This is a genomic window from Micromonospora sp. NPDC005087 (assembly GCF_042872965.1).
In the GTDB taxonomy this organism is placed as follows: domain Bacteria; phylum Actinomycetota; class Actinomycetes; order Mycobacteriales; family Micromonosporaceae; genus Micromonospora.
This window is the reverse complement of sequence record NZ_JBIALB010000006.1, coordinates 1-23,285: the sequence shown is the minus strand read 5'-3', so window position 1 is coordinate 23,285 and position 23,285 is coordinate 1. Positions and strand designations below refer to the sequence as shown.

The window sequence follows — 23,285 nt, the reverse complement described above, 5'->3', positions numbered from 1 at the left end:
CACTGAGTTTATGGCATACACAGTTGAACTTGAATCAGTCACGAAACGGTTCGGCGGTGTCGCCGTACTCGATGGGGTCGACCTGCGGGTCGAACGCGGCAACGTCGCGGCACTGCTGGGGCCGAACGGGGCCGGCAAGACGACGGCGGTGAAGGTGCTCTCCACGCTGCTGCGTCCGGACGGCGGCCGGGCGGTGGTGGCCGGGCACGACGTCGTGTCCGCGCCGGCGGCGGTACGCCGATCGATCAGCCTCACCGGCCAGTACGCGGCGGTCGACGAGATGCTGACCGGCCGGGAGAACCTGGTCCTCATGGGCCGGCTGCGTCACCTGACCAGGGCAGCGGCGCGGGCCCGAGCCGACGAGCTGCTTGACCGCTTCGAGTTGACCTCGGCCGGCGGGCGGCGGGTGTCGACCTACTCCGGCGGAATGGCCCGCCGGCTGGACATCGCGCTGAGTCTCGTGGTCGAGCCCCGGGTCCTGTTCCTCGACGAGCCGACCACCGGGCTGGACCCGCGCAGCCGCCGCGACGTCTGGGGCTCGATCGCGGAACTGGCAGCCGCCGGAGTCACCGTCCTGCTCACCACCCAGTACCTGGAGGAGGCGGACCGGCTGGCGGACCGGATCACCGTGCTGCACGGCGGCCGGGTCGCCGCCGAGGGGACCGCCGAGCAGCTCAAGGCCCGGGTCGGCGGCGAAACCGCGCAACTTGTCCTGCCCGACGCCTACGCGCTCGCCCGCGCCGTGGCGGTGCTCGCCGCGAACGCGGTACCCGCCCGGGAGGACGCCGAGACGCTATCCCTGCACGTGCCCACCGACGGCAGCGCGGCCGCGATACGAGACCTGCTCGGTCTGCTCCACGCCCAGGGCATCGAGGTGGACCGGCTCGCACTGCACCGCCCCAGCCTCGACGAGGTGTTCCTCGCGCTGACCGAGCAGCCGCTGACCGAGCAGCCGCTGACCGAGCAGCCGCTGACCCAGCAGGCGGCCGGGCAGTCGCCGACCGAGCGGGCGTCGGCCGTGGCGGTGACCCGATGACCACGCCTCAGCTGACCCGGATGCCCGGCGTGCTCGTGGACGTGAGCGCGCTGGTCGGTCGCGGTCTGCGACGATCGGTACGCAGCGTCGACGCGTTGATCACCGCGATCCTGCTGCCGGTGCTGATCCTGCTGGCGTTCGTCTACGTCTTCGGTGGCGCGATCGAGACGGGCACCCGGTACCTGACCTATGTCGTGCCGGGGATCGTGCTGATCTGCGCGGCCTTCGGCTCGGCCTCCACGGGCGTGGGGGTGAACCAGGACATGACCACCGGGATGATCGCCCGCCTCCGTTCGTTGCCGGTCCTCGGCTCGGCGGTGCTGATCGGGCACATCGTGGCCAGCGTGGCGCGCAACCTGGTCTCGACCGCCGTCGTGGTCGCGGTGTCGCTCCTCCTCGGCTTCCGGCCGACGGCCTCGGTGCTCGACTGGGTGGCCCTGCTCGGGCTGCTGGCTCTGTTCATGTGCGGGATATCGGCGCTGTCGGCCGCGTTCGGCCTGCTGGTGACGAACGCGGAGGCGGCGGGAGCGTTCTCCTTCGTGGTGCTGTTCCTGCCGTACGTGAGCAGCGCGTTCGTGCCGCCGGAGACGATGCCGGACTTCCTCCAGGGATTCGCCCGCAACCAGCCGATGACGCCACTGGTCGAGACGGTCCGTGGGCTGCTGGTGGGCGGCCCCGTCGCCGAGTCGGCCCCGGCCGCGCTCGCCTGGGCCATCGGGTTCCTGGTGGTGGGCGTGGCCGCGTCCGGCGTGCTGTTCCGGCGCCGAGCGAGCCGCTGACACGACACAACACGCCGACATGGCGACACGGAGTGCCCACCGCCAGCACTTCACAGCCATCTCACAGGGCCTCCCGATAGGGTGCCCACGAGTCAACGTCCGACTCCATGGTGGAGCGGTCGGCTGTCGCACAGGAGTTCCGATGGTCTTCAAGAAGATGTTGAGCGCGTTCGGTGTCGGCGGTCCCAGCGTGGACACCGTGCTGACCAACCCCAACACCCGGCCTGGCCTGACCCTCGACGGGCAGGTCAACCTCGTCGGCGGTGACAGCCCGGCGGCCATCGAGCAGGTGGTGATCGGCCTGGTCACCCGGGTCGAGGTCGAGGGACACGACACCGAGTACGCGGGCACCATGGAGTTTCACCGCATGGCCGTCAGCGGCCCACTCCAGCTCGCGCCGAAGCAGCAGCTCTCGCTGCCGTTCCAGCTGCCGGTGCCGTGGGAAACCCCGATCACCGACGTGTACGGCCAGCGCCTGCACGGCATGACCATGGGCCTGCGCACCGAGCTGGCCGTGGCCCGCGCCGTGGACAAGAGCGACCTGGACCAGGTGGCGGTGCACCCGCTGCCGGTGCACGAGCGGATCCTGGAGGCGTTCCAGCGGCTCGGCTTCCAGTTCAAGCACGCCGACCTGGAGCGCGGTCACATCCGGGGCGTCCAGCAGACGCTGCCGTTCTACCAGGAGATCGAGTTCTTCGCGTCGCCGCAGTACGCCAGCACGATCCGGGAGGTCGAGCTGACCTTCGTGACCAGCCAGCGCGGGGTGGACGTGATCCTGGAGTGCGACAAGCGTGGCGGCTTCCTCAGCGCCGGGCACGACGCGTTCGGCCGGTACCAGGTGTCGCACGCCGACGTCGACCGGGTCGACTGGGCGCAGGTGGTCGACGGCTGGCTGCGCGAGACCACCTCCCGCTACGGCAGTCTGCGCTCCCAGGGCTTCGGGCCGGGTCACGGGCACGGGCACGGGCACGGCCGGGGGCACGGGATGGGCGGAATGGTGGCCGGCGCGGCGCTCGGCGTGGCCGGCGGCATGATCGCCGGCGAGATGATCGAGGACGCCTTCGAGGGTGACTTCGGTGGCGACTTCGGCGAGTAGTCGTCCAGACGCGACAGTGGCCTCCGGGAGATTCCTCCCGGAGGCCACTGCGCGTAGTGCTACCGCGTACCCGGTCAGTGCCGGGCCTTGCGCTCCTCGCTGCTGCGGTGGTTGCTGCCGGCCTTGGCCAGTCCACGGCTACCGAGGTAGCCCAGCGTCAGCAGGGTGATCAGGAACCAGGCGTTGTTGGCGCGGAAGATGTCCACCCCGGCGGAGTTCTTCCCGACTACCTGCGAGGCGACCAGTACGCCGGCCACCGCGATCAGGTAGATCCAGAACTCGGTGGTCTTGAACGCCTGCTTGGTCTCCGTACCGGGTGCCTGCATGTCGTTCCGGCGCCCGTCCTGCATGACCGGCATCTGCCTGGTCTGCGTGTTCTGCATCGACGCCGGGTTCTGGACGTCCGACGTCGGCCGGTTCATCGGCCGGGTGGAAGCAGCCTGCGTGCTCATCTGGTCCTCCTCAGGATGCGATGAGTCGTACCTGCATTCCCTCGCCCCGCTACCGCGTTTCGGCCACGGCACGGTTCGTGTTCAGGCGGGGACATCCCCCGACTACCCGAGCCCCCTGAGCAGGTAACACCCGACCGCCGGCCAAAAAGATCCCGGCCGGCGGTCGGGTGCGGTCAGCGCAGGCCGTTGCGGACCGCGACGCTCACCAGCAGATCCGGGTCGTCGGTGATGATGCCGTCGACACCGAGGTCGATGACCCGCTGCATCACCCGCGCGTCGTCGACGGTGTACGGGATCACCTTCAGGTCGTACCGCGTCTGAAGCGTCCGTACGTCCGGTCCGTGGAAGTATGCCGGGTTCTCCCGCAGGTACCAGTCGGGCGAGGCGACCGTGCCCTGGTGCGGGTCGTGCACCTGCCAGTTCGCCGACACCGTGCCGGCGCCCGCGGCCCGGGTCAGCTTGCCGAGGTCCTGGGACTTCCACCAGTCCAGCCCATCGGTCCACGGGCTCTTCACCGACGGGTCGCCGTACACCGCCTCGAGCGAGCACTCGTCCGCGAGGGTGGTGCACTCGGCCGGGCCGTACTGCCAGACCAGGCCGACCGTGCCGATCCGGCGGTCGAGCTGCCGGGCGTAGGTGATGGTGCGCCAGTCGAACGACTGGATGGTGGCCCGGTCGGTGAAGCCGGCCCGCTGGATCGCGCCGACCAGCTTGCGGGTGAAGCTGCGGTACGGCTCGGTGTCGTTCACCACCGGGCTGATCTTCGTCTCGATGTTCATCCCGATGTCACTGCGGCCACTCGCCTTCACCAGGGCGAAGACCTCGTCCAGCGTGGGAATCCGGGCACCCGGCGCGGGCACCTGAGCGGGCAGTTCGGGCAGTGTCTTCGTGCCGCAGTCGACGGTCTTGAGCTGCGCCAGGGTCAGCTCGTGCACCGGCTTGCCGACGTACGGGAACGAAGGGTCACCGGGGCGCACCGGGGCGGTGTCGACGCAGTGCGAGCCGTTGACCGTGCGGTCGTGCAGCACCACGAGCTTGCCGTCGGCGGTCACCCCGGTGTCCAGCTCCAGCGTGGAGATGGCCCGGTTGGCCAGCGCGTTCGCGAAGGCCGGCAGGGTGTTCTCCGGCCGGGTGGCCCGACCGCCCCGGTGCGCCTGGATGTCGAACGGCGCCGCGTACGCCTTCGGCAGCCGGTAGCCGCGCTGCGCCAGCAGGGCGCGCAGCCGGTCCGGGTAGTCGGTGATGATGCCGTCCACGCCGTCGTCGATGAGCTTGGTCATGGTCGGCAGGTCGTCGACCGTCCACGGGATCACCTTGATCCCGTAGCGGTGCGCCTCGGCGACCATCTCCCGGGTCACGTACGGCTTGTAGCCCGGGTCGGTGACCGTGCCGTTCTGCGGGAAGCCGTGTACCGGGGAGAAGGCGCTGGCGCCGAAGCTGCGGATCGCCTTGATCGGGTTGCCGCCGAAGTCGTCGATGTCCAGCCCGCCGAGCCACGGCGAGGCGCCCGGCTGGCCGGTCTGCAGGAAGTCGTAGTTGGTCAGGGCGACCAGCGGGAGCTTCGGCTCGACCTGGCGCATGCGCATCAGCGCGCCCCAGTCGAAACTCTGGATGGTGACCTGCTTGAGCAGCCCGGCGGCGCGGATCTCGGCCGCGGTGACCCGGACGAACTGCTCGCGGGGCGCGGTCTCGCTCGGCGCGCCGGCCTCCACCTTGGTCTCGACGTTGAGCTTGACGTCCTTCGCCCGATAGCGGTTGACCAGGGCGAACACCTCACGCAGTAGCGGCATCCGGGCACCCGGCACGGCGAGCTGGCCGGGCTTGTCCGCCAGCGTCTTCGAACCGCAGTCGAGGGTGCGCACCTGGGCCAGGGTGAGCGTGTTGATGTACTTCCCGACGTACGGGAACTCCGGGTCACCGGGCGACACCGGGGTGGTGTCGACGCACTTGGTGCCGGTGACCTTCCGGTCGTGGGTGACCACGGCCTGACCGTCCTCGGTGATCTGCACGTCCAGTTCGAGGGTGCTCACCCCGAGCTGGAGGGCGTTGCCGAAGGAGGCGAGGGTGTTCTCCACCCGCAGCCCGAGGCCCCCGCGGTGGGCCTGCACGTCGAATGTCCGGTCCGGTCGCGGCTTCGCCTGGGCGGGCACCGCGAGCCCGGTCGTCACCGTCGCGGCCACCAGGGCCGCGACGGCGGTACGGCGTACTCTGCGCACGCTGTCATCCCCTCCCGCCGGTGGGCGTCTCCCACCGGTCGCCGGACAGCATGGGCATCGTGGACAGCCGGCAGGCGGCCGGCGGACGGCGCGACGGTGAACCGGGGTGGACGACCTCCGGGCCTCGGCGGGTTTGACCGGCCGGCCGTCGGGCACGCAGTCAGTTCCACAGCTTCTGCGAGGTGATGGACGTGCGTGAGGACGACATGCGGCAGGACGCCGCCCGCCAGGCCGAGGACCGGATCGCAGGTGGCGTGTACGGCAAGGGCGCCGTCGACGAGGTGACGGTGCCGCGCACCGATGTGGAGCGGATGATTCAGCAGGACGACCCGGACGATCCGGCGAAGGTGCGGGTCGATCCGCAGGTGCTGCGCGACGGCGGCCCCGTCGGGGGGCAGGGCGCGGTGACCACCACCGGTGGCACCGCCGGTCCGGCGAGCGTTCGCCGGGTGGCCCGGCAGCCGGAGCGGCACCGGGGCAAGGTGGCCCCGACGGCGACCGGCGACGCCACCACCGGCGGTCTGAGCACCCCGATGGGCGGCGGCACCAGCGACCAGTCCACGTCCGCGACCGGTCCGGGCAAGTCCATCAGGGACAGGTCCGTCGGCGACTGACCCTGTCGAGCGAGTTCGCACCGCCGCCCCCGCCGAGCGACCACTCGGCGGGGGCGTTGCGGTTTCCGGGGTACGCCGGTCAGCTGCTCGGGCGCAGGATGCCCAGGCGTTGGGTGGCGCGGGTGAGAGCCACGTACAGGTCGCTGCGCCCGCGCGGCGACTCGGCCACCATCCGGTCCGGATCGACCACCAGCACCGAGTCGAACTCCAACCCCTTGGCCTGCGCGACGGTCAGCACCACCACCCGGCTCTCCAGCTCCGGATGCTCGCCCACCGCGGCCTCCGGCAACGCCGCGGTCACCGTCGCGCCCAGCGCGTCCACCCGGCCGGCCGGCACGATCACGCCGAGCCGGCCCTCGGCCAGCCGGGCCGCCTCCCGGGTGGCCGCCGCCACCAACTCCGCGGCCAACTGCTCGTCCGGCACCGTCCGGTCCCACGGCGGTACGCCGCTCTCCCGCACCGAGCGCGGCGGCCGCAGTGCCGGGTCGATCTCGGCCAGCACGTCGGCGGCAACCGCCATGATCTCGGCCGGGGTGCGGTAGCTGACCGTCAACTCGGTCAACCGCCACCGCTGCGCCACGTACGGCGCGAGAGCATCGGCCCAGGAGGGTGTGCCGGTGAGCGCGCCGGTTTGCGCCACGTCCCCGACGATCGTCATCGACCGGCTCGGGCAGCGGCGCATCAGCAGCCGCCAGGCCATCGGTGACAGTTCCTGCGCCTCGTCCACGATGACGTGGCCGAACGCCCACTTCCGGTCGGCGGCGGCGCGCTGCGCGGTGGTCAGCCGGTCGGCCTCCTCCTGCCGCTCCAGCAGCCGGTCCGCGTCGATCAGGTCGGTGACGCCGAGGATCTCACCACCTTCGGCCTCGTCCTCGACGTCGATCGACCGGGAGCCCCGGGCGATCTCCAGCACGCCCTCGGCGTACTCCCGTTCCATCCTGCGGATCCGGTCCCGCCGGGCGGCGGCGGCCCGCTCGTCCTCGCCGAGCAGCTCGGCGGCCTCGTCCAGCAGCGGCACGTCGGCCGGCGTCCAGCCACCCGGCTCGCGGTGCAGCAGGGCCCGTTCGTCGTCGGTGAGCATCGGCGCGGCGGCGGCGATCCGGTCCGGGTCGGCGTACAGGTCGGCGAGCAGGCGCTGCGGGGTCAGCACCGGCCAGAGCCGGCCGAGGGCGGCCCGGATCTCCGGTTCGTCGCGCAGCTCCCGGCGGATCTCGGCGCGGTCGGCCTCGTCGAGCAGGTTGTCCCCGCCCAGCGGGTCGGCGCCGATCCGCTCGGCCACCTGGTCGGCGAGCGCGTGCACGATCTCCACGTCGAAGAGCGCCCGGGCCAGGTTGTGCGGCCGGTCCGCGCGGCGCACCCGGTCCCGGGCGGTGCGCACGGTCTCCGGGTCGAGGGTCAGCGCCTCCCGCTCCACCTCGATCTCCAGCGGCTCGTCCGGCACCCACTGCCGGTCCCGTACGGCCCGCGCCAGCACCTCGGCGAGCACCGCCCGGCCCTTGAGGGCGGCGGTCTCGGCGGGCTCGGTCCGCTGGGCGCTCACCCCGGGAAAGAGGTCTCCCTGGGTACGCAGCAGCACGCCGGTCTCGGCCAGGGTGGGCAGCACCTGGGAGATGTAGCGCAGGAAGGTCGCGTTCGGGCCGACCAGCAGCACGCCCCGGCTGGACAGCTCCCGCCGGTGTGTGTAGAGCAGGTACGCCGCCCGGTGCAGCGCGACCGCGGTCTTGCCGGTGCCCGGGCCGCCCTGGACCACCATCACCCCGGGCAGGTCGGCGCGGATGATCCCGTCCTGCTCGGCCTGGATGGTCTCCACGATGTCGCGCATCCGGCCGGTCCGGCCGGCGTTGAGCGCGGCGAGCAGCGACGCCTCACCGGTCAGCTCCTCGTGCGCGCCCGGAGCGGCGGTGGAGATGTCCAGCACCTCGTCGTTGAGCCCGGTCACCTTGCGCTGGCGGGTACGCAGGTGCCGCCGACGGCGTACGCCCTGCGGGTTGGCGGCGGTGGCGAGGTAGAACGGGCGGGCGGCGGGGGCCCGCCAGTCCATCAGCAGCGGGTCGTAATCGCCGCTGGTGTCGAAGATGCCGATCCGGCCGATGTAGTGGCGGGCGCCATCGTCGCCGTCGAGGCGGCCGAAGCAGAGACCGTTCTCCACGGCGGAGAACTGCTCGACCTGGTCGGCGTACATCCGTACCGAGCTGTCGCGCTGGGAGCGGTCCTGCAGGGTGCCGCCGGTGTTGCGCAGCTCGCCGGTGAGCCGCTCGGCGGCCTGATCACGCAGCCCGTCCAGCCGGTCGTAGAGCATCGAGACGTACTCCTGCTCGCGACCGATCTCGTCGTCAAGCGGCAATTCGCCGGAACCGCCGGAGTGCCTTGACAAGCCGTCTCCCTAAAGATTAGAATCCTTTGCAGGAACGGCTTTTGAGCCGTTCTTTTTTGTGCCCTCGAACAGTTGAAGATAGCGCGTCCCGCCGGCCTCGACCACGCTGACCGGGGCGGCGCGCTCGGTGATCACGAGGTGGCGGCGGATGATCCTGCGGACCGGGCAACGGGTGGTCTTCATCGGCGACAGCATCACCGACTGCGGCCGGCGGGACACCGCGGCGCCCTACGGCGCCGGCTACGTCAGCCTCGTTCGTGCCCTGGTCGGCGCCCGCCACCCCGAGCTGGACGCGGAGTGGATCAACCGGGGTGTGAGCGGGGACACCGTGCGGAACCTGGCCGCCCGCTGGGACGACGACGCCATCGCCGAGCGTCCGGACTGGCTCTCGGTCATGATCGGCATCAACGACATCTGGCGGCGCTACGGCGACCGGCCCGACGAGGCCGTCCCCCTCGACGAGTACGAGCGCACCCTGCGCGACCTGCTCCGCCGTGCGGTGGACGCCACCGGCTGCCGGCTGATCCTCGGCGACCCGTTCCTGATCGAGGCGGACCGCGGCGACCCGCAGCGCGCCGACACCGACCGGTACTGCGCCGTGGTGGCCGCGCTGGCCACCGAGTTCGACGCGGTGCACGTGCCGACCCAGGCGGCGTTCGACCGGGTGCTCGCGGTCAGCCCGGCGAAGCGTTGGGCCGACGATCGGGTGCATCCGCACCTGCCCGGCCACGCGGTGCTCGCCGACGCGTTCCTCACCGCCCTCGGCGCGACCGCCACCCCCTGACGCCGCCGCCCGGCGCCGGCTGACGGTCCGCTTCGCTCGACCACGGCGCCCACCGGACACGACGGCGCGCCGGGCCGACCGGTGGGTCGACCCGGCGCGACAACACCGGTAAATCAGCCGCGGGCGACCTGGTACAGCCGCTCCGGGGTGACGGCGCCGGCGAGCACCCGGCCGTCGTCGGTGAGGAGCACGCTGAACAGCTTGCCGGCGAGCAGCCGACCGCTGCCCCAATCACCACTGACCGCCGTCAGCCCGCCGAGCAGCTTCGACACGTCGACGTCCGGCGTACCGGCCGGCTTGTCGCGGGCTGGCTTGTCGCCGGCCGGCTTCTCGGTGGCCGGCTTGCCGCCGACGGCCCCGTCGAGGCGGGCCACCAGCACGGTGGTCCAGCCGGTGCCCACGGCGCGTACCTGCGGATCACCCGCCGGCTTGGAGTGGTCGGGCCGGCCCGCGGGCCGCTGCTCGGCCGACTCCTCGGTGACGGTCACACCGGGCGGCGGGTTGAAGGTGAACTGGTCGGCGGCTGGGCGTTGGTAGTCGACCTGGGTGAAGGCCACCTCGAACGCCGGCTGGTCGCTGCCCGTGGCGAGCACCTCGAAGCGCAGCGGCACGTGCTGCTTGGCGTCGATGGCGATCCGTAGCTGGTGCACCAGCGAGTCCTTGTCGCGCGGCTGGAGCACCAGCTCGTACGCGTCCCGCCCGGCGACGGTCGCCGACCGGCCGACGCTGACCTCGGTGCTCGGGTCGACCGCGCGCAACGCCAGGTCGGCTGCCTCCTGCGGGGTTGCCGGCAGGCTCGGCGCCGCCTCGGGCGCCGGACCCCCGGCCATGGCGTCGCCCAGCGTGACGTGGCGGGCGGTGTTGCCGCGGCTCTCCCAGCTCCACACGTCCCGGCCGTTGCGGATGATGTCCTGCTCGCCGAGGGTGTCCAGCAGCGCCACCCGCTGCCGCTCCGGGCCGGAGTACCAGACCCGCAGGGTGTGCGTGCCGGTCAACAGGGTGGTCAGGTCGTTGCCGGGGACCAGCCCGACCAGCGGCGGCAGGCCGAGGTCGGCGCGCTGCACGACCGTGCCGGACAGCCCCTCCAGCCGGGAGGTCTGCAGGTCGACCAGAAGCTGGGCGGCGGTGCGCGGCGGCAGGCTCGGTTCGGCCTCGGCGGCGAACGTGCCGATCGCGGCGCCGCCACCGATGACGGCGACGGCGGCGGTCGCCGGGACCAGCCAGCGCAGGACGGGACGGCTTCTCAGAACGGACATGTGGTACCTCCTGCCGACCATCCTGCCCTCTCGGCGCTGTGAACACGCTGAGGACGCCGATCCGCCTGCTTTGACCCAGGTGGCACCCTTGAGTCGTGCGGTTGCTGGTGGTGGAGGACGAGGCCCGGTTGGCGGCTGCGCTGCAACGCGGGTTGCAGGCGGAGGGGTTCGCGGTGGACGTGGCGGCGACCGGCCCGGCCGGGTTGGACGCCGCCCGGCACGGCGGGTACGACGCGATGATCCTCGACGTGATGCTGCCCGGCCTGTCCGGTTACGAGCTGGTCCGGCGGCTGCGCGCGGAGGAGCACTGGCTGCCGGTGCTGATGCTCTCCGCGAAGGACGGCGAGTACGACCAGGCCGACGGCCTGGACTGCGGCGCCGACGACTACCTCACCAAGCCCTTCTCGTACGTGGTGCTGCTGGCTCGCCTGCGGGCGTTGCTGCGCCGGGGCGCGCCGGAACGCCCGGCGGTGCTGGCCGTCGGCGACCTGCGACTGGACCCGGCCCGGCGGCGGGTGACCCGGGCCGACGCCGAGGTGACGCTGACCGCGCGGGAGTTCGCGTTGCTGGACTACCTGATGCGTCGACCCGGCCAGGTGGTCTCCAAGATCGAGCTGCTGGACCACGTCTGGGACGCCAGCCTGGAGACCGCGCCGAACGCGGTCGAGGTGTATGTCGGCTACCTGCGTCGCAAGCTCGGCCGGGACCGGTTGGAGACCGTCCGGGGCGCCGGCTACCGGCTGGCGACGTGAGCACGCACGTGCCGGCCGACCTGACGGCCGGTGGGCCGACCGCGCCTGAGGCCGCCGCGCCGACCGCCGACCGCCGGGGGACCTCCGCCGGTCCGGCGACCTCGGGCGGTCCGGGGCGCGTCCGCCGGAACTGGCGCAGCCGGGTGCCGGTGCTCGGGCTGCGCGGCCGGCTCATGGCGATCGGGGTGCTCGGCCTCACCGTGGCGCTGGCCCTCGGCGGGGTGGTGCTGCTCGGCGCGCTCGGCTACGTGCTCCAGCGCACCGTGGACACCGAGGCGTTCCGGACCGCCGACGCCGTCGCCCTGCTCGCCGCCGAGGACGCGCTGCCCGACCCGCTGCCGGTGGCCGGTGGGCAGGTCCGCGTCCAGGTGATCGACACACAGGGGCGGATCCGGGCCGCCTCGATCGACGCGGACCGGCTGGTCCCGATGGTCCGCCCGGAGCGGCTGAACGGTGACCGCCGGCAGCGGCTGGAGGTGCAGGCGGAGCGGGTCGGGCTCGCCGGCCCGGTCCGGGTGGTCGCCGTACCGGCCGGCACCGCGGCCGACCCGCTCACCGTGCTGGTCGCCCGCTCGATGGCCGATGTGCGGCACAGCACGCACGTGGTCCGGACCATCCTGCTGGTGGCGTTCCCGCTGCTGGTGGCCGTGCTGGCCGCAGTGGCCTGGCGGGTGGTGGGCGCGACCCTGCGGCCGGTGGAGGCGCTGCGCCGGGGTGCCGAGGAGATCACCGGGCGGGCCGGGACCGGGCGACTGCCGGTGCCCGCCTCGGCCGACGAGATCCACCGGTTGGCGGTCACCCTCAACGGGATGCTGGGCCGGTTGGAGTCCGCCCGGGCCCGGCAGCGGGCGTTCGTCTCCGATGCGGCACACGAGTTGCGCAGCCCGTTGACCAACATCCGGACCGAGCTGGAGGTGGCCCAGCGCCTCGCCGGCCGGACGGACTGGACGGCGGTGACCGCCAACCTGCTCGCCGACACCGATCGGCTGAGCCGACTGGTCGACGACCTGCTGCTGCTGGCCCGCCTGGACGAGACGCCACCGGCCCGGGGGACCGGGCCGGTGGAGCTGGGCGCCCTGCTGACCGAGGTCGCAGGCCGGTACCCGTCGCCGCCGGTGCGGGTGGTGCCGCCGCCCGGCCCGCTGTGGACGGTCGCGAACGCCGACGAGCTGCGCCGGGTGTTGGCCAACCTGGTCGACAACGCGGTCCGGCACGCGTACGGCGCTGTTCTGCTCGCCGTGGAGGCGACACCGGCCAGGAACCAGGAGGCCGCGTACCACCTGGTGACGGTGACCGACGACGGCCCGGGGATTCCGGTGGCCGACCGGGACCGGGTCTTCGGCCGGTTCACCCGTCTGGACGACGGGCGGGCCCGCGACGACGGTGGGGCTGGCCTCGGCCTGGCCATCGTGTGGGAGCTGGTCCGCCGCGCCGGCGGCAGCATCACGCTGACCGACGGCGACGACCAGCAAGGCCTACGGGTACGTCTGCTGCTGCCGGCGTTGCCAACCGACGAGGAGCCACGGGCCGGCCGCTGACCGACGGGGCTCAGCACGCTCAGTGGCGGCGGGTGCAGACCTCGTCGGCGCTGGCCACGGTGTCGGTGGACCAGACGACGGCCACCGTGAAGCAGTAGTCGTTGGCGCGGTTGAGCGCGTAGACGACGAAGCTGGTGGCACCGGCGGGCAGCGTGGCGATGGCGTTCTTACCCTGGCCGGCCCGGCCGGCGGAGACGACCACCGGCCCCTCACCACCGGCCGGGTAGGTCCAGCGCAGGGCGATGTTGTCCCGGTTGTCACGCAGGGCCACCGCGCCCGGTGGGGTGCCCGGCGCGGCCGTGGGCGGCGCCGCGCCGGAAGGGGAGGCACTGTTGCTGGCCGGCGCGCCCGTGCCGGTCGGGGAGGCGGTGCCCGGGCCGGGACGCTGGTCGTCCCCGTCGCCGACCCTCGCCACCCCGGCGATCACCGCCGCGGTGCCCAGCAGCACCACGACCACGCCGGCGACCAGCACCGGCACCAGCCGGTTGCGTCGCGGTGCCGGTGCCCGGTGCACGGGCACCGGCAGCAGCCGGGACGGTGTGTACGGCTCAAGCGGCGCGTACGGATCCGGCGGCGTGTACGCGCCGGGCGGCGTGTACGGCTCGGACGGCTGGTACGGCTCGCCTGGCCGGTGCAGCCGGTACACCCCCGACGCCTCTTCCGCGCCGCCCGCGAGCCCGACCACGGACGGGGGGACCGGTGTGTCGGTGGACTGGCGGGCGGGCTCGTCCGCCGGATCGGATGGCCACGTGAAGCCCACCGACCCACCCGGTTCGTCGGCCGGCGACCGAGGACTCGGCACCGCGCCGCCGCCGGCCACGCCCCCATGGCCGGCCAGCGCCTCATCGTCGCCGATGGCAGGGCCGGCCGCCGGATCGGCGTGCTGGGGCGGGGGAGCGGGTGGGTGATAGCCGGACCCGACCGCTCCGTCCCCGTGTGACGGGGCCCGGGCGGCCGGCACCACGGGGCTGTCCCGGGGCGTCTCGTCGGCGCAGGCGTGATCGGGGTTGGCCGCCGCCCGAGCCAGCGCCGCCACCTGCACGGCCAGCGGATCGTCGGCGGGAAGGTGCTGTCGGCACAGCTCGCGGGCCAGCGCCAGGTTGTCGTGCGCCTCGGCGAACTGCCCACAGTCGCGCTGCATCGCGCCGAGCCGGGCCAGCATCTTGATGCCGCTGGGATGCCCGTCGCCGTACACCTCGCGGTGCAGCTCCCAGGCGTCCTGGAGCCGGTCGCGGGCCACCGTGCACTGGCCGCGGGCGTACTCGACGGTGGCCAGGTCGGCGTGCGCGGCGAGCACCCGCAGCGACTCCGGGCCGTCCTGGGCGGTCAGCTCGATGATGACTTCCTGGTAGAGCCGGGCGGCCCGGGAGTGGCTGCCGACCCGGTGCAGCACCGCGGCCAGGGTCGCCGCGGCAGCCACGGTGCGCGGGTCGGAGCGGCCGTGCAACCGGGTGGTGGCCGCGTACGCGAAGGCGGCCCAACCCCGGGCGGAGTGCGGCTCGCCGAGCGCGACCAGCACCCGCGCCTGGAGGCTGGCGGCCTCGGCCAGCTCGGTAGTGGCGTTGGCCGGGCGCGGGTCGGCGTCGGTGAGCGCGTCGGAGAGCAGCCGCTGTGCGCCGGTCAGGTCGCCGGCGGACACGAGGTGGTGCGCCTGATCAGTCAGTTCGCCGAAGCCGGAGGGCACGCCCCATCGTGCTCATCCGACGACGGTAAGTACAAGACCCGCGCCCGTGTCGATCGGTCAGGATCTGCTCAGGTGCTCGGCCAGCGTCTCGCTGATCCGGCGCAGCTGGTCGACCTGGGCCGGGCTCAACGCGTCGAACAGGTGCCGGCGTACGCCCTCGACGTGGCCGGGGGCGGCAGCGGCGAGGGTGGCGAAGCCGGCGTCGGTGAGCAGTGCGACCTGCCCACGCCGGTCGGTGGCGCACTCCTCGCGGCGCACCCAGCCGGCCGCCTCCAACCGGGCCACGGCGTGCGAGAGTCGGCTCCGCGACGACCCGGTCGCCTCGGCCAGGTCACTCATCCGCAGTCGCCGGTCGGGGGCCTCGGAGAGCCGGACCAGGATCTCGTAGTACGCGTGCGGCATCCCCGCGTCGCGTTGCAGCTCGCGGTCGAGCGTGTCCATCAGCGCGCGGGAGGCGGTGAGGAACGCCCGCCAGGTGCGCTGCTCGTCGGAGTCCAGCCAGCGGGTCATGACCGTCATCATACCCGCAATGGTTGAGAGCTCAACTAAACCGCGCTAGCCTGGAGCCATGGGAATCCATCGACTCAACCACGCCGTCCTCTACGTCAGTGACCTCGCCCGTAGCGTCGCCTTCTACCGCGACGTGCTGGGCTTCCGCCCGGTGGCGATGACCCCGGACGGATTCCGGGGCGCCACCTTCCTCCAGGCCCCCGACTCGACCAACGACCACGACCTCGGCCTGTTCGAGATCGGCGCCGGCGCCGGGCGGTCGACCGCCGGCCGCGCCACCGTCGGGCTCTACCACCTGGCCTGGGAGGTGGACACCCTCGACGAGCTGGCCGCCACCGCCGAGCGGCTCTCGGCCGCCGGCGCTCTGGTCGGCACCTCGGACCACGGCACCACCAAGAGCCTCTACGGGCAGGACCCGGACGGCCTGGAGTTCGAGGTGGTCTGGCTGGTCCCGGCCGACCGGCTCGACGACGACGCGCTGGCCGCCCGCAAGCGGATCGGCCGGCTCGACCTGGCCGCCGAACGGCAGCGCTACGGCGGGCAGACCCGCGGCGGGGTGGGGATCTCCGTCCCGGCCTGACCGCTCGTAGGGTAGAACGGACCGATGTCGACCGACCGGACCACCGACTTCCTCCGCGAGCTGCTGGTCCGCCAGTTGACGACCTGGCTGCCCGCGGCCCTGCACCGCTCCAGGCGGGCCACCATCGCCCTCGCCTGGGCCGGTGACGACGCCGGCGGCGCCGAGGCCGCGCTGCGGGTGGTCGCCGGGCACGCCGACCAGGTGCGCGGCCGGCGGGTGACCGTGCTGGTGCTGGCCGACGGCGCCGCTGAGCTGCCGACCCGGCTCGGCCCGGTCGAGGCGGAACTGCCCGCCGAGGTCACCGTGCACCTGCTGCCGGGCGTCCCGGACCGGCTGCCGGTCGCGGTGAAGGCGGCCGGCGCCGCCGGCTCTCCGCTGTTCTGCTTCCTGGACCTGCCCGGCGCCGTGGCCCCGGAACTGGTCACCGCCGCGAGCAACGGCCGCACGGGGGAGCTGTTGCTGCACGCCGACAGCGGCACCCGCGACGCGCTGGTCGGCGCCGGCTTCCCGCTGGTCGCCGAGGTGGCGCCGGTGCTGCCCGACGGTGCGGCGGCGGGCGTGATCGCGTTCGGCAGCCGATCGGACCGGAGCCTGGAGGCCGTGCGCGACGCGCTCTGGGCCGTCGGCGCGGACCTCGACGTGCGCCTGTCCGACCCGGCCGACCCGGCGGGCGCGCCGGTCGACGTGGCCGGCGACCCCGACCCCGAGCCGCTGGCCCGCGAGCTGCTGGCCGAGCTGCGCCGGGGCGGGCCGCGGCCGGTCACCGAGCTACGCCGGCACACTCTCACCGCGACCGTCTACCGTGCCTCCGACGCCACCCGGGCACTCACCGCCCTGCTCGACGCGGGCGACGTGCGCCGCGAACGCGAGGCCGGCCGGCTGGCCGGCGACGAGATCATCAGTTCGACGCGCTGAGCGCGCCCAGCCGCCCCGGTCGGTGTCCGACCGCCCGCGGACGCCGAGCGGGGTGCCGGTGAATCACCGGCACCCCGCTCGACTCCCGGGACACTACGACCGGGACTTGTCCTGCTTCCAGGACAGCGGACCCGGCAGGTCGACCCGGTGCGCCCGAGCCCTGGAGTTCCAGGACCAACGCCCGATCTTGATGCTCCACGAGGAGAAGCCGTTCTCGGTGAAGTTCAGGATGATCGGACCGATCTTCTTGCGCTTGCGAAACATGAGGCCCATCGGAGGACTCCCCTCGTCACCGTTCCCTGCCGTGTCGAGATCGAACATTCCCGAACCGGTGAATTCCGAAACCCACTCGGTGTCCGGCATGGACGGTTGCCCGATGCGGCGTCGCGGTCTCCATTCCGGAGACGAGCTGCGGCCCGACGGCTCAGGCCGGGACGGGGTTCCGGTCCAGCGCGAGAACCCGGGTGACGCTGCCGTCCTCCTCGGTCACATCCTGCTGGTGGACGAAGCCGAGCTTGGCCAGCAGCCCGAGTGAGGCGTGGTTGGCGTCGGCCACCGTGGCGTACACCCGGGGCAGGTCGAGACGGTCGAAGCCGTACCGGACCAGCGCGGTGGCCAGCTCGGTGCCCAGGCCGCCACCCCACGCCGGCTTGGCGAGCGCGTAGACGAGCTCGTGGCCCTCGACGTCGTCGGTCCGCTTGATCTCGGCGTGCCCGACGTAGCGGCCGTCCCGACGGACCGCCCACACGTCGAAGAGGTCGTCGGCGTAGACCCGGCTGAACACCCGCCCGAACAGGTCGCCGGCGTCCGCCTCGGTCATCGGCCCGTCGCCCATGAACCGGCCCACCTCGGGGTCGGCGAGCAGCGCGACGAAGTCCTCGGCGTCGGCCGGTCGGTAGGGCTCCAGCAGCAGACGGTCGGTGCGCAGGGTGGGCGTGGGCATCAGCGGGGCTCCCAGGCGTCAGGCAGAGCGGTGAGCTTGCGGACGTGGGCCGGCAGCCGACCGCTGATGATCGCGGCGAGGCTCACCTCGTCGACCACCCGACGGACCGCGGCGCGTACCGCCACCCAGAGGCCGGGCAGGTTCTCCGCCGCGCCCTCGTACCGGGTCTCCTCCGGGCGCAGGCCGCGTACCCCGGCCAGCGGACCCTCCACGGCGCGCAGCACCGCGCCGACGGTCACCTCGCGCGGCGGACGGGCGAGCGTGTAGCCGCCCTCGGCGCCACGCTGGGCGCGGACGATGCCGGCCCGGCGCAGATCGGCCAGGACCGCCTCCAGGAACTTGCGGGGCATGTCCTGCTCCGCGGCGATGGCCTGGGTGGACAGCAGCGAGGGGTACGCGGTGGCGAGGCTCAGCGCCGCCCGTACCGCGTAGTCGCCGCGCGCGGAGATCTGCACCCTGCCATCATGCCCGGCTGGCGCCGATGCCCGGTCCCGCGGGCTGTCCGGGTGGGGCGGCGTGACCGCCGTTGGCCGGCTCGCCGGGGGCACCGGGGCGGAACCAGCCGGCATTGGCGGTCGCCGCTTCGGCCGGTGACCGGGGCCGGACCACCCGGGCGGCGGCCGGCTGGTCCCGGGCGGCCCGGAACGCGCCGGGGCTGAGCCCGATCTCCCGGGTGAAGAAGCGGCCGAAGTTGGTGGGTTCGGAGAAGCCCAGGTCCCGACCGATCCGGGCGATCGGCTCGTCGGTCGCGGCGAGCAGCCGTCCGGCCTGCAACGCGACCCGCTCGTCGATGACCTGCTTGGCGCTGCGCCCGGTGACGGCCAGGCAGGCCCGCGTCAGGGTCCGTACCGAGCAGCCGAGGGCGGCGGCGTAGTCCTCCACCCGCCGGGTGTACTGGTAGGCGTGCTCCACCTCGCGGCAGAACCGGTGGAACGTCTCGGCCTCGGGCCGGCCACCCGACCGGTCCCCGCCGGGCAGCGCCAGCCGCAGCAGCAGCACGGCGAGCTGGTGGCGGAGAAGGGCGCGGCCGGCGGGGGTGTCGCGGTGCCGCTGGCAGTCCACCGCCAGCTGGCTCACCTCGCTGATCACGGCGTCCTCGTCCTCGCCGGCCAGCTGCCGCCAGGTCGGCGGCGCGTCCGGGTCCACGTCGAGACCGCGCAGCGCCTCGGAATCCCAACCGACCACGGTGGCGTCGAACTGTGGGCCGGCGCAGCGCAGCACCTGGCCGGCGCGCACCCGCAGCAGCGTGCCGGGCCGGCACGGCAGCAGGTGGAAATCCAGCTCGGCGTCGCCGTGCCCACGGGTGGTGAGGATCAGCAGCTCCCGCTCGACGAACACCGGACGGAGCCAGCCCCGGTCGCCGGCCAGGTCGGCCAGCGCGAACGTGGCGATCTCGTCGGGGACGGGTGGCGCCGCTCCGATCATTGCCGCAGGAAGGGGACCGGTGGAGACCATCGCCTGCGACGGTAGCCCGAACCGCAGGTCACCGCATCCCGGCCACCGGCGGATCCGGCGCGCCGCCACGGGCTTGTCGCGGTCCCGGCGGCCGGGCTACGTTACCCGGCGGTAGCGCCGTCCGGTCTCCGGTCCGCCCGGCGCCCCGCCGGCCGCCCGCCGGACCGGCGGACCCGCCGACTCGCGATGGGATGGGCATGACGCAGCTGTTCTCGGTCGAAGGCAAGACGGTCCTGGTCACCGGCGGGTCGCGGGGGATCGGTCTGATGATCGCCCAGGGCTTCGTCCGGGCCGGCGCGCAGGTGATCATCTCGTCCCGCAAGGCGGACGTCTGCGAGGCGGTCGCCAAGGAACTCTCCGCCGAGGGGCGCTGCGAGGCGATCCCGGCCGACCTGGGCGCCGACGCCGGGGCCGAGTCGCTGGCCGCTGCCGTGCGGGAGAGCTTCCCCCGCCTCGACGTGCTGGTCAACAATGCCGGCGCGACCTGGGGCGCCCCGCTGGAAAGCTACCCGGAGGCCGCGTTCGACAAGCTCTGGGCGGTCAACGTCAAGGCCGTCTTCCGGCTGACCACCGCGCTGCTGCCGGCGCTGCGCGCCGCCGCCAGCGCCGACGACCCGGCCCGCGTGATCAACATCGGGTCGATCGACGGCATCCGGGTGCCGTGGATGGAGGTGTACGCGTACTCGGCCACCAAGGCGGCCGTGCACATGCTCACCCGCAGCCTGGCCCACCATTTGGCCGGCGAGCAGATCACCGTCAACGCGATCGCGCCCGGCCCGTTCGAGAGCAAGATGATGGCGTTCGCCCTGAACGACCCGGCGAGCCGGGCCAGCATCGAGCAGCAGGTGCCGCTGGGCCGCATCGGGCGCCCGGAGGACATGGCCGGCACGGCCATCTACCTCTCCTCCCGGGCCGGCGCGTACCTCACCGGCGCGGTCATCCCGGTCGACGGCGGCATCACCACGCACGGCTGAGCACCGGCCGACCCGGAGCGGGCAGGCCCGCGTACTCCCGGGGTGTGCCGGAGCCGCGCGGTCGGCAGATCCGCGCGGCCCCGTCATGGCCGGTGTTGCCCGTTCGGGCGGTGGTCAGCGACCGGCGAGCAGCCGGTTCACCGCCGTGTCGACGTCCAGGTGCTCGGCCTCGCGGCCGCGCGGGACGACGACGTAGGTCCGTCGAAGGAAACGCACCAGGACGCTGCGCGGCACCTCGAAGAGGGCGTTGCCGTCCGGTGACGACAGGGCCAGCGCGACGAAGTCGCCGCGCGGGGTGGCCCAGGGCCAGACCCGCACATCACCGATGCCGGCTGGCTCGTCTAGGCCGGTGACGAGCAGTTCGCGAGCGAAGGACCAACTCACCGCCTCGCCGCCAGCTGATTCGGCATGGAACAGGACATGGACCGCATACGGGTCAGCAGGGTCGTAACGCAGACTGGCACGCACCGGCAATGCGGTGGCGTCAGGTGCGACGAGCCTTAGCGACGTCTCGACCTCTACGGTCGTCGGTCGGATGACACTCATGGACGTTCTCCCCCCGGCACCGCTGCGGAACGCGCGTGTCCCGCTTTTCCCATACTCAGGTGCTACTCCTGGCTACGCTCCGCCATACGCTGACTTCACCCAGTGGTGGGAAGGGGGACGGAAAGGCCGCGTGAATGTGAGGATTCATGTAGGATTTCCGGTTCTGCCCAGTGCGTGATCCCGCCCGGCATCGGGTGGCTCAGTCGTCGACTTACTCCGGTAACGTCCAGTCGGCCGTTGCAGTGACGGGCCCGAGCGACACTGGGGGGTGAAATGGTCGCGAAGCGATCCTCAGTGGATCCGGCAGCGGCGTCCGGTCCGCCGAACGTCGCGGTCCGAGCAGCCGAAAAGCGGGGGTACGCAGTGCCAATGGAGCAGCCCGAGCGGTCCGGTCGGCCGGCGTCCGAGCCCGGCCGTCCCGGTGCCGGAGAAGCGGGCCGTTCTGGCGCCGTTGGCACGGGCCGTGCCGTCCGGGACGGGGCCGGTCGTGCCGGTGGCCTCCTCGTGGTGGCGGACCCGCCGCGGCGCCCCAACTGGCGGGAGCGGATCTCCACCACCCTCGACCTGATCCGGGCCAACCCCACCGGCCGGATCACCCTCAAGATCTTCATTGCGATCGCCGGGGCGTTGGTCGTGACCATCGGCATCGCCCTCATCCCGCTACCCGGGCCGGGCTGGCTGCTGGTCATCGCCGGGCTCGGCATCTGGGCCGTCGAATACCACTGGGCCCGCCGGCTGCTCGGCTTCACCCGCCGACACGTGCACGGCTGGACCAACTGGGCGAAACGCCAGTCGCTGCCGGTGCGAATCGTGCTCGGCTCCGTCGGCCTGGTCTTCGTGGCCGTGGTGGTGTGGCTGTCACTCAAGTACAGCCTCGGCATCGACGTGGTGGCCGCCGCGATGCACTACCTCGCGACGCACTGACCCCGGATTTCCGGTCTGGTTCCACGATCGGGTAGAGTCAGTGGCGCTGAGGGCGATTAGCTCAGTGGGAGAGCGCTTCGTTCACACCGAAGAGGTCGCTGGTTCGATACCAGCATCGCCCACCGTAAGTATTTGCAGGTACGAAGCCCGTTACCGGAGTAGCCGGTAACGGGCTTCGCTGTATGTGCGGCTTACGTTGGGAGCAGTTGGGGAGCAGCGGCGGAGGTGGCGGTCCCGGTCGGGTCATTGCTGGCGATCCGATTGACCGCCCTCATGTGCGACGCCGCCACCGGGGAAACCGGGCCCAGTACGCCGATCGGGCCGCTTGCCGATGCCTACACCTTCGGGCGCAACGCCTGCAGTACGTTCGTGCGGCGGCGCGACTCTCCGATCGTCGCGCGCGCTTCGCGGATAGCTGCTTGCGTCCGCGAAACGCTATCCCGTTGGTGGGTCAGGTCGGCCTCGATGCCGAGATTCTTGGACTCCGCCCGCCATTCCGGGTGGGCCGCCTCCAGCCAGGCCCTCGCCTCCTCGGCGATCTGACGCGACCGCTCATAGAACGGATGCTCCGACTTGAATGGAGCCCAGGCGACACCGCCGGGCGTGAGGTCGTACACGTCCAGGAAGGTCCACGACCATTTGCTTGTGGTGTTGGTTGCCTCGGCGGTGCGTTTCCCGGGCGGTTTAAGCACATACTCCTTCGCAGGCGCTACGCCACGCATAATCTGTGGCGCGGCCCATGCCCAGTCGCGATCGCGATCGCCCTGCCGGTCCGGGCCGGCATTAAGCACATAACGATCCTCGATGAGTTCGGTGGAACGAACCGTGGTCCACTCGGTGAAATAGGGCTCGGCGGGGTCAACCTTCCCCCGCCCGGCGACCCACGTCCTCCAGTCGATACATGCGGGCTCGACGCTGATGGCCAGCGGATGTCCCACTGAGCTCGTCCACGTGTAGACCGTTGCCTTCTTGGCCATGCGCCGACTCCTCACGTTCTGGGGGACGTTGCAGATACTGCCTGATCGGTGCGACATACACGGCCCGGGGACCCGTGGAGCAGGCCCGCGATCCCCGGCGCGACGCGGACGAAGACACCGAACGGCACCACCTTTGACGACCGGCCCGGACAGCACCTCACCAACCTGGTCCGCGAACTGGACCAGCGGGTCCTCCTGCAACGCTTTCAGCGACAGCCGCACCCTTTGAGACGCACGAAGACGCCGAATTTGTGGATCTCCGAGACAATTCCGCGCACCACCGTCGCCGCGCTGCGGCTGACGTCCAGACACGGCAGAACTCTGTAGCCGAGATGGCGATCTGCGGCTCCTGACCAGGTACACGATTATCCGCTGACGGCTCCGCTCGGGGGCCGTTCGACGCCGTGGCGTCGGCGATGCCTGGCGTCCCGGACAAGGGTCAGGGCGATGACGAGAAGGCCGAGCAGGGCGACGACGGCATTGGCAGCCGTGAGGAACACGGCCTCGCCATGGGTGGCGTGGTCGAGGTGGGTCACGTGGTAGAAGAAGTGGGGTATGGCGAAGGTCGAGAAGGCCGCCGCCGCGGGGATGGTGAACACGGCTCGAGGTGCGACGAACGCTATGCCGAGGACGACGGCGAGGCCGAGGGTGGCTCCGCCGAAGTCTCGCGCGTAGTGCTCGCTGAATGGCGGGGTGAGGGCGACGGTCGGAAAGTTCTTGTAGAAGCTCTCGGGAAAGGCCTGGTTCCAGAACCCGACGACGAGTTCGTCGAGGAAGAGAACGGCTAGTACTCCAGCCGGGGTTGTTGACCTTGGCTGAGCTGTGGCTCGGTGCGGTGTGGGAACGAGGGCAGCCACCGTCGATCATGGACGGTTGTGTG

At 72.4% G+C, this 23,285-nt stretch carries 25 protein-coding genes and 1 tRNA gene; 12 read left to right on the top strand and 14 right to left on the bottom strand.

All coding sequences use genetic code 11. From position 1 onward, the window contains the following. Nucleotides 1–10 precede the first annotated feature (10 nt). From ACFYPS_RS16035 to ACFYPS_RS16025, 3 genes are all read left to right on the top strand, one after another. Nucleotides 11–1,036 carry an ATP-binding cassette domain-containing protein gene (locus tag ACFYPS_RS16035; protein WP_354963004.1) on the top strand — a complete coding sequence of 342 codons (1,026 nt, stop codon included), beginning with the start codon at nt 11–13 and terminating at the stop codon, nt 1,034–1,036. Continuing rightward, nucleotides 1,033–1,815 (top strand): ABC transporter permease, encoded by a 783-nt coding sequence (locus ACFYPS_RS16030; RefSeq protein ID WP_354963003.1) that lies wholly within the window; start codon nt 1,033–1,035, stop codon nt 1,813–1,815. Before ACFYPS_RS16035 ends, ACFYPS_RS16030 begins: the two co-directional genes overlap by 4 nt. A gap of 142 nt (nt 1,816–1,957) precedes the next feature. Further along, entirely contained in the window at nt 1,958–2,911 is a 954-nt protein-coding gene (locus tag ACFYPS_RS16025) for a sporulation protein (RefSeq protein ID WP_354963002.1), read from the top strand. Nucleotides 2,912–2,985: 74 nt separating this feature from the next. On the opposite strand, the gene ACFYPS_RS16020 is transcribed toward ACFYPS_RS16025, so the two are convergent. Both ACFYPS_RS16020 and ACFYPS_RS16015 read right to left on the bottom strand, forming a co-directional pair. Continuing rightward, nucleotides 2,986–3,363, bottom strand: a complete 378-nt coding sequence (locus tag ACFYPS_RS16020) for a hypothetical protein (protein ID WP_354963001.1) — start codon at nt 3,361–3,363, stop codon at nt 2,986–2,988. Nucleotides 3,364–3,536: 173 nt separating this feature from the next. Continuing rightward, nucleotides 3,537–5,579, bottom strand: a complete 2,043-nt coding sequence (locus ACFYPS_RS16015) for a glycerophosphodiester phosphodiesterase family protein (RefSeq protein WP_354963000.1) — start codon at nt 5,577–5,579, stop codon at nt 3,537–3,539. 191 nt (nt 5,580–5,770) lie between these two features. Here ACFYPS_RS16015 and ACFYPS_RS16010 point away from each other — a divergent pair, with 191 nt between their 5' ends. Then, the gene (locus ACFYPS_RS16010) at nt 5,771–6,193 is read left to right on the top strand and encodes a hypothetical protein (RefSeq protein WP_354962999.1); all 423 of its coding nucleotides are present in this window, start codon (nt 5,771–5,773) and stop codon (nt 6,191–6,193) included. A gap of 79 nt (nt 6,194–6,272) precedes the next feature. Here ACFYPS_RS16010 and ACFYPS_RS16005 read toward each other — a convergent pair whose 3' ends face one another. Continuing rightward, a complete protein-coding gene (locus tag ACFYPS_RS16005; RefSeq protein ID WP_354962998.1) occupies nt 6,273–8,567 on the bottom strand; it encodes an ATP-binding domain-containing protein in 2,295 nt (764 codons plus the stop codon). Between the two features lie 9 nt (nt 8,568–8,576). Then, nucleotides 8,577–8,702: a hypothetical protein gene (locus ACFYPS_RS16000; protein ID WP_354962997.1), complete on the bottom strand. Its 126-nt coding sequence runs from the start codon at nt 8,700–8,702 to the stop codon at nt 8,577–8,579. A 13-nt stretch (nt 8,703–8,715) separates the two neighbouring features. Between ACFYPS_RS16000 and ACFYPS_RS15995 the strand changes: the two genes are divergently transcribed. Continuing rightward, nucleotides 8,716–9,351 carry an SGNH/GDSL hydrolase family protein gene (locus ACFYPS_RS15995; RefSeq protein WP_354962996.1) on the top strand — a complete coding sequence of 212 codons (636 nt, stop codon included), beginning with the start codon at nt 8,716–8,718 and terminating at the stop codon, nt 9,349–9,351. Nucleotides 9,352–9,464: 113 nt separating this feature from the next. Here ACFYPS_RS15995 and ACFYPS_RS15990 read toward each other — a convergent pair whose 3' ends face one another. Next, nucleotides 9,465–10,607: a sigma-E factor regulatory protein RseB domain-containing protein gene (locus ACFYPS_RS15990; RefSeq protein ID WP_354962995.1), complete on the bottom strand. Its 1,143-nt coding sequence runs from the start codon at nt 10,605–10,607 to the stop codon at nt 9,465–9,467. Nucleotides 10,608–10,702: 95 nt separating this feature from the next. Here ACFYPS_RS15990 and ACFYPS_RS15985 point away from each other — a divergent pair, with 95 nt between their 5' ends. Then, nucleotides 10,703–11,359 (top strand): response regulator transcription factor, encoded by a 657-nt coding sequence (locus ACFYPS_RS15985; RefSeq protein WP_354962994.1) that lies wholly within the window; start codon nt 10,703–10,705, stop codon nt 11,357–11,359. Nucleotides 11,360–11,532: 173 nt separating this feature from the next. Further along, on the top strand, nt 11,533–12,897 hold the full coding sequence (locus tag ACFYPS_RS15980; RefSeq protein WP_354963301.1) for an ATP-binding protein: 1,365 nt from the start codon (nt 11,533–11,535) through the stop codon (nt 12,895–12,897). Nucleotides 12,898–12,916: 19 nt separating this feature from the next. Here the strand turns inward: ACFYPS_RS15980 and ACFYPS_RS15975 are convergent, their stop codons facing one another. Together ACFYPS_RS15975 and ACFYPS_RS15970 are read right to left on the bottom strand one after the other, a co-directional pair. Continuing rightward, nucleotides 12,917–14,581 carry a tetratricopeptide repeat protein gene (locus tag ACFYPS_RS15975; protein ID WP_354962993.1) on the bottom strand — a complete coding sequence of 555 codons (1,665 nt, stop codon included), beginning with the start codon at nt 14,579–14,581 and terminating at the stop codon, nt 12,917–12,919. Between the two features lie 57 nt (nt 14,582–14,638). Beyond that, the gene (locus tag ACFYPS_RS15970; RefSeq protein ID WP_354963300.1) at nt 14,639–15,100 is read right to left on the bottom strand and encodes a MarR family transcriptional regulator; all 462 of its coding nucleotides are present in this window, start codon (nt 15,098–15,100) and stop codon (nt 14,639–14,641) included. A gap of 49 nt (nt 15,101–15,149) precedes the next feature. Between ACFYPS_RS15970 and ACFYPS_RS15965 the strand changes: the two genes are divergently transcribed. Both ACFYPS_RS15965 and ACFYPS_RS15960 read left to right on the top strand, forming a co-directional pair. Then, nucleotides 15,150–15,671, top strand: coding sequence for a VOC family protein (locus tag ACFYPS_RS15965; protein WP_074318189.1), 522 nt, complete (start codon nt 15,150–15,152; stop codon nt 15,669–15,671). 24 nt (nt 15,672–15,695) lie between these two features. Continuing rightward, nucleotides 15,696–16,586, top strand: a complete 891-nt coding sequence (locus tag ACFYPS_RS15960; RefSeq protein ID WP_354962992.1) for a hypothetical protein — start codon at nt 15,696–15,698, stop codon at nt 16,584–16,586. Between the two features lie 93 nt (nt 16,587–16,679). Here the strand turns inward: ACFYPS_RS15960 and ACFYPS_RS15955 are convergent, their stop codons facing one another. The 4 genes from ACFYPS_RS15955 to ACFYPS_RS15940 all read right to left on the bottom strand — a co-directional run bounded on the left by ACFYPS_RS15955 (nt 16,680) and on the right by ACFYPS_RS15940 (nt 18,954). After that, complete coding sequence (locus ACFYPS_RS15955; protein WP_089016974.1) at nt 16,680–16,859, bottom strand: DUF4236 domain-containing protein; 180 nt, start codon at nt 16,857–16,859, stop codon at nt 16,680–16,682. Between the two features lie 151 nt (nt 16,860–17,010). Next, nucleotides 17,011–17,529, bottom strand: coding sequence for a GNAT family N-acetyltransferase (locus ACFYPS_RS15950; RefSeq protein ID WP_354962991.1), 519 nt, complete (start codon nt 17,527–17,529; stop codon nt 17,011–17,013). Continuing rightward, nucleotides 17,529–17,984, bottom strand: a complete 456-nt coding sequence (locus tag ACFYPS_RS15945) for an Rrf2 family transcriptional regulator (RefSeq protein WP_354962990.1) — start codon at nt 17,982–17,984, stop codon at nt 17,529–17,531. The genes ACFYPS_RS15950 and ACFYPS_RS15945 overlap by 1 nt, the downstream gene beginning before the upstream one ends. 7 nt (nt 17,985–17,991) lie before the next feature. Continuing rightward, nucleotides 17,992–18,954 carry an AraC family transcriptional regulator gene (locus ACFYPS_RS15940; RefSeq protein ID WP_354962989.1) on the bottom strand — a complete coding sequence of 321 codons (963 nt, stop codon included), beginning with the start codon at nt 18,952–18,954 and terminating at the stop codon, nt 17,992–17,994. A 227-nt stretch (nt 18,955–19,181) separates the two neighbouring features. Here ACFYPS_RS15940 and ACFYPS_RS15935 point away from each other — a divergent pair, with 227 nt between their 5' ends. Further along, a complete protein-coding gene (locus tag ACFYPS_RS15935; RefSeq protein WP_354962988.1) occupies nt 19,182–19,958 on the top strand; it encodes a glucose 1-dehydrogenase in 777 nt (258 codons plus the stop codon). Nucleotides 19,959–20,072: 114 nt separating this feature from the next. Here the strand turns inward: ACFYPS_RS15935 and ACFYPS_RS15930 are convergent, their stop codons facing one another. After that, a complete protein-coding gene (locus tag ACFYPS_RS15930) occupies nt 20,073–20,504 on the bottom strand; it encodes an SsgA family sporulation/cell division regulator (RefSeq protein WP_007457244.1) in 432 nt (143 codons plus the stop codon). Nucleotides 20,505–20,798: 294 nt separating this feature from the next. Between ACFYPS_RS15930 and ACFYPS_RS15925 the strand changes: the two genes are divergently transcribed. Together ACFYPS_RS15925 and ACFYPS_RS15920 are read left to right on the top strand one after the other, a co-directional pair. Further along, nucleotides 20,799–21,428 (top strand): TIGR02611 family protein, encoded by a 630-nt coding sequence (locus tag ACFYPS_RS15925; protein WP_387325204.1) that lies wholly within the window; start codon nt 20,799–20,801, stop codon nt 21,426–21,428. Nucleotides 21,429–21,478: 50 nt separating this feature from the next. Beyond that, a tRNA-Val gene (locus ACFYPS_RS15920) sits at nt 21,479–21,550 on the top strand. A gap of 213 nt (nt 21,551–21,763) precedes the next feature. On the opposite strand, the gene ACFYPS_RS15915 is transcribed toward ACFYPS_RS15920, so the two are convergent. Continuing rightward, a complete protein-coding gene (locus tag ACFYPS_RS15915) occupies nt 21,764–22,405 on the bottom strand; it encodes a hypothetical protein (protein ID WP_354962986.1) in 642 nt (213 codons plus the stop codon). 365 nt (nt 22,406–22,770) lie between these two features. Further along, a complete protein-coding gene (locus ACFYPS_RS15910; RefSeq protein ID WP_387325201.1) occupies nt 22,771–23,262 on the bottom strand; it encodes a hypothetical protein in 492 nt (163 codons plus the stop codon). Nucleotides 23,263–23,285: the final 23 nt, after the last annotated feature.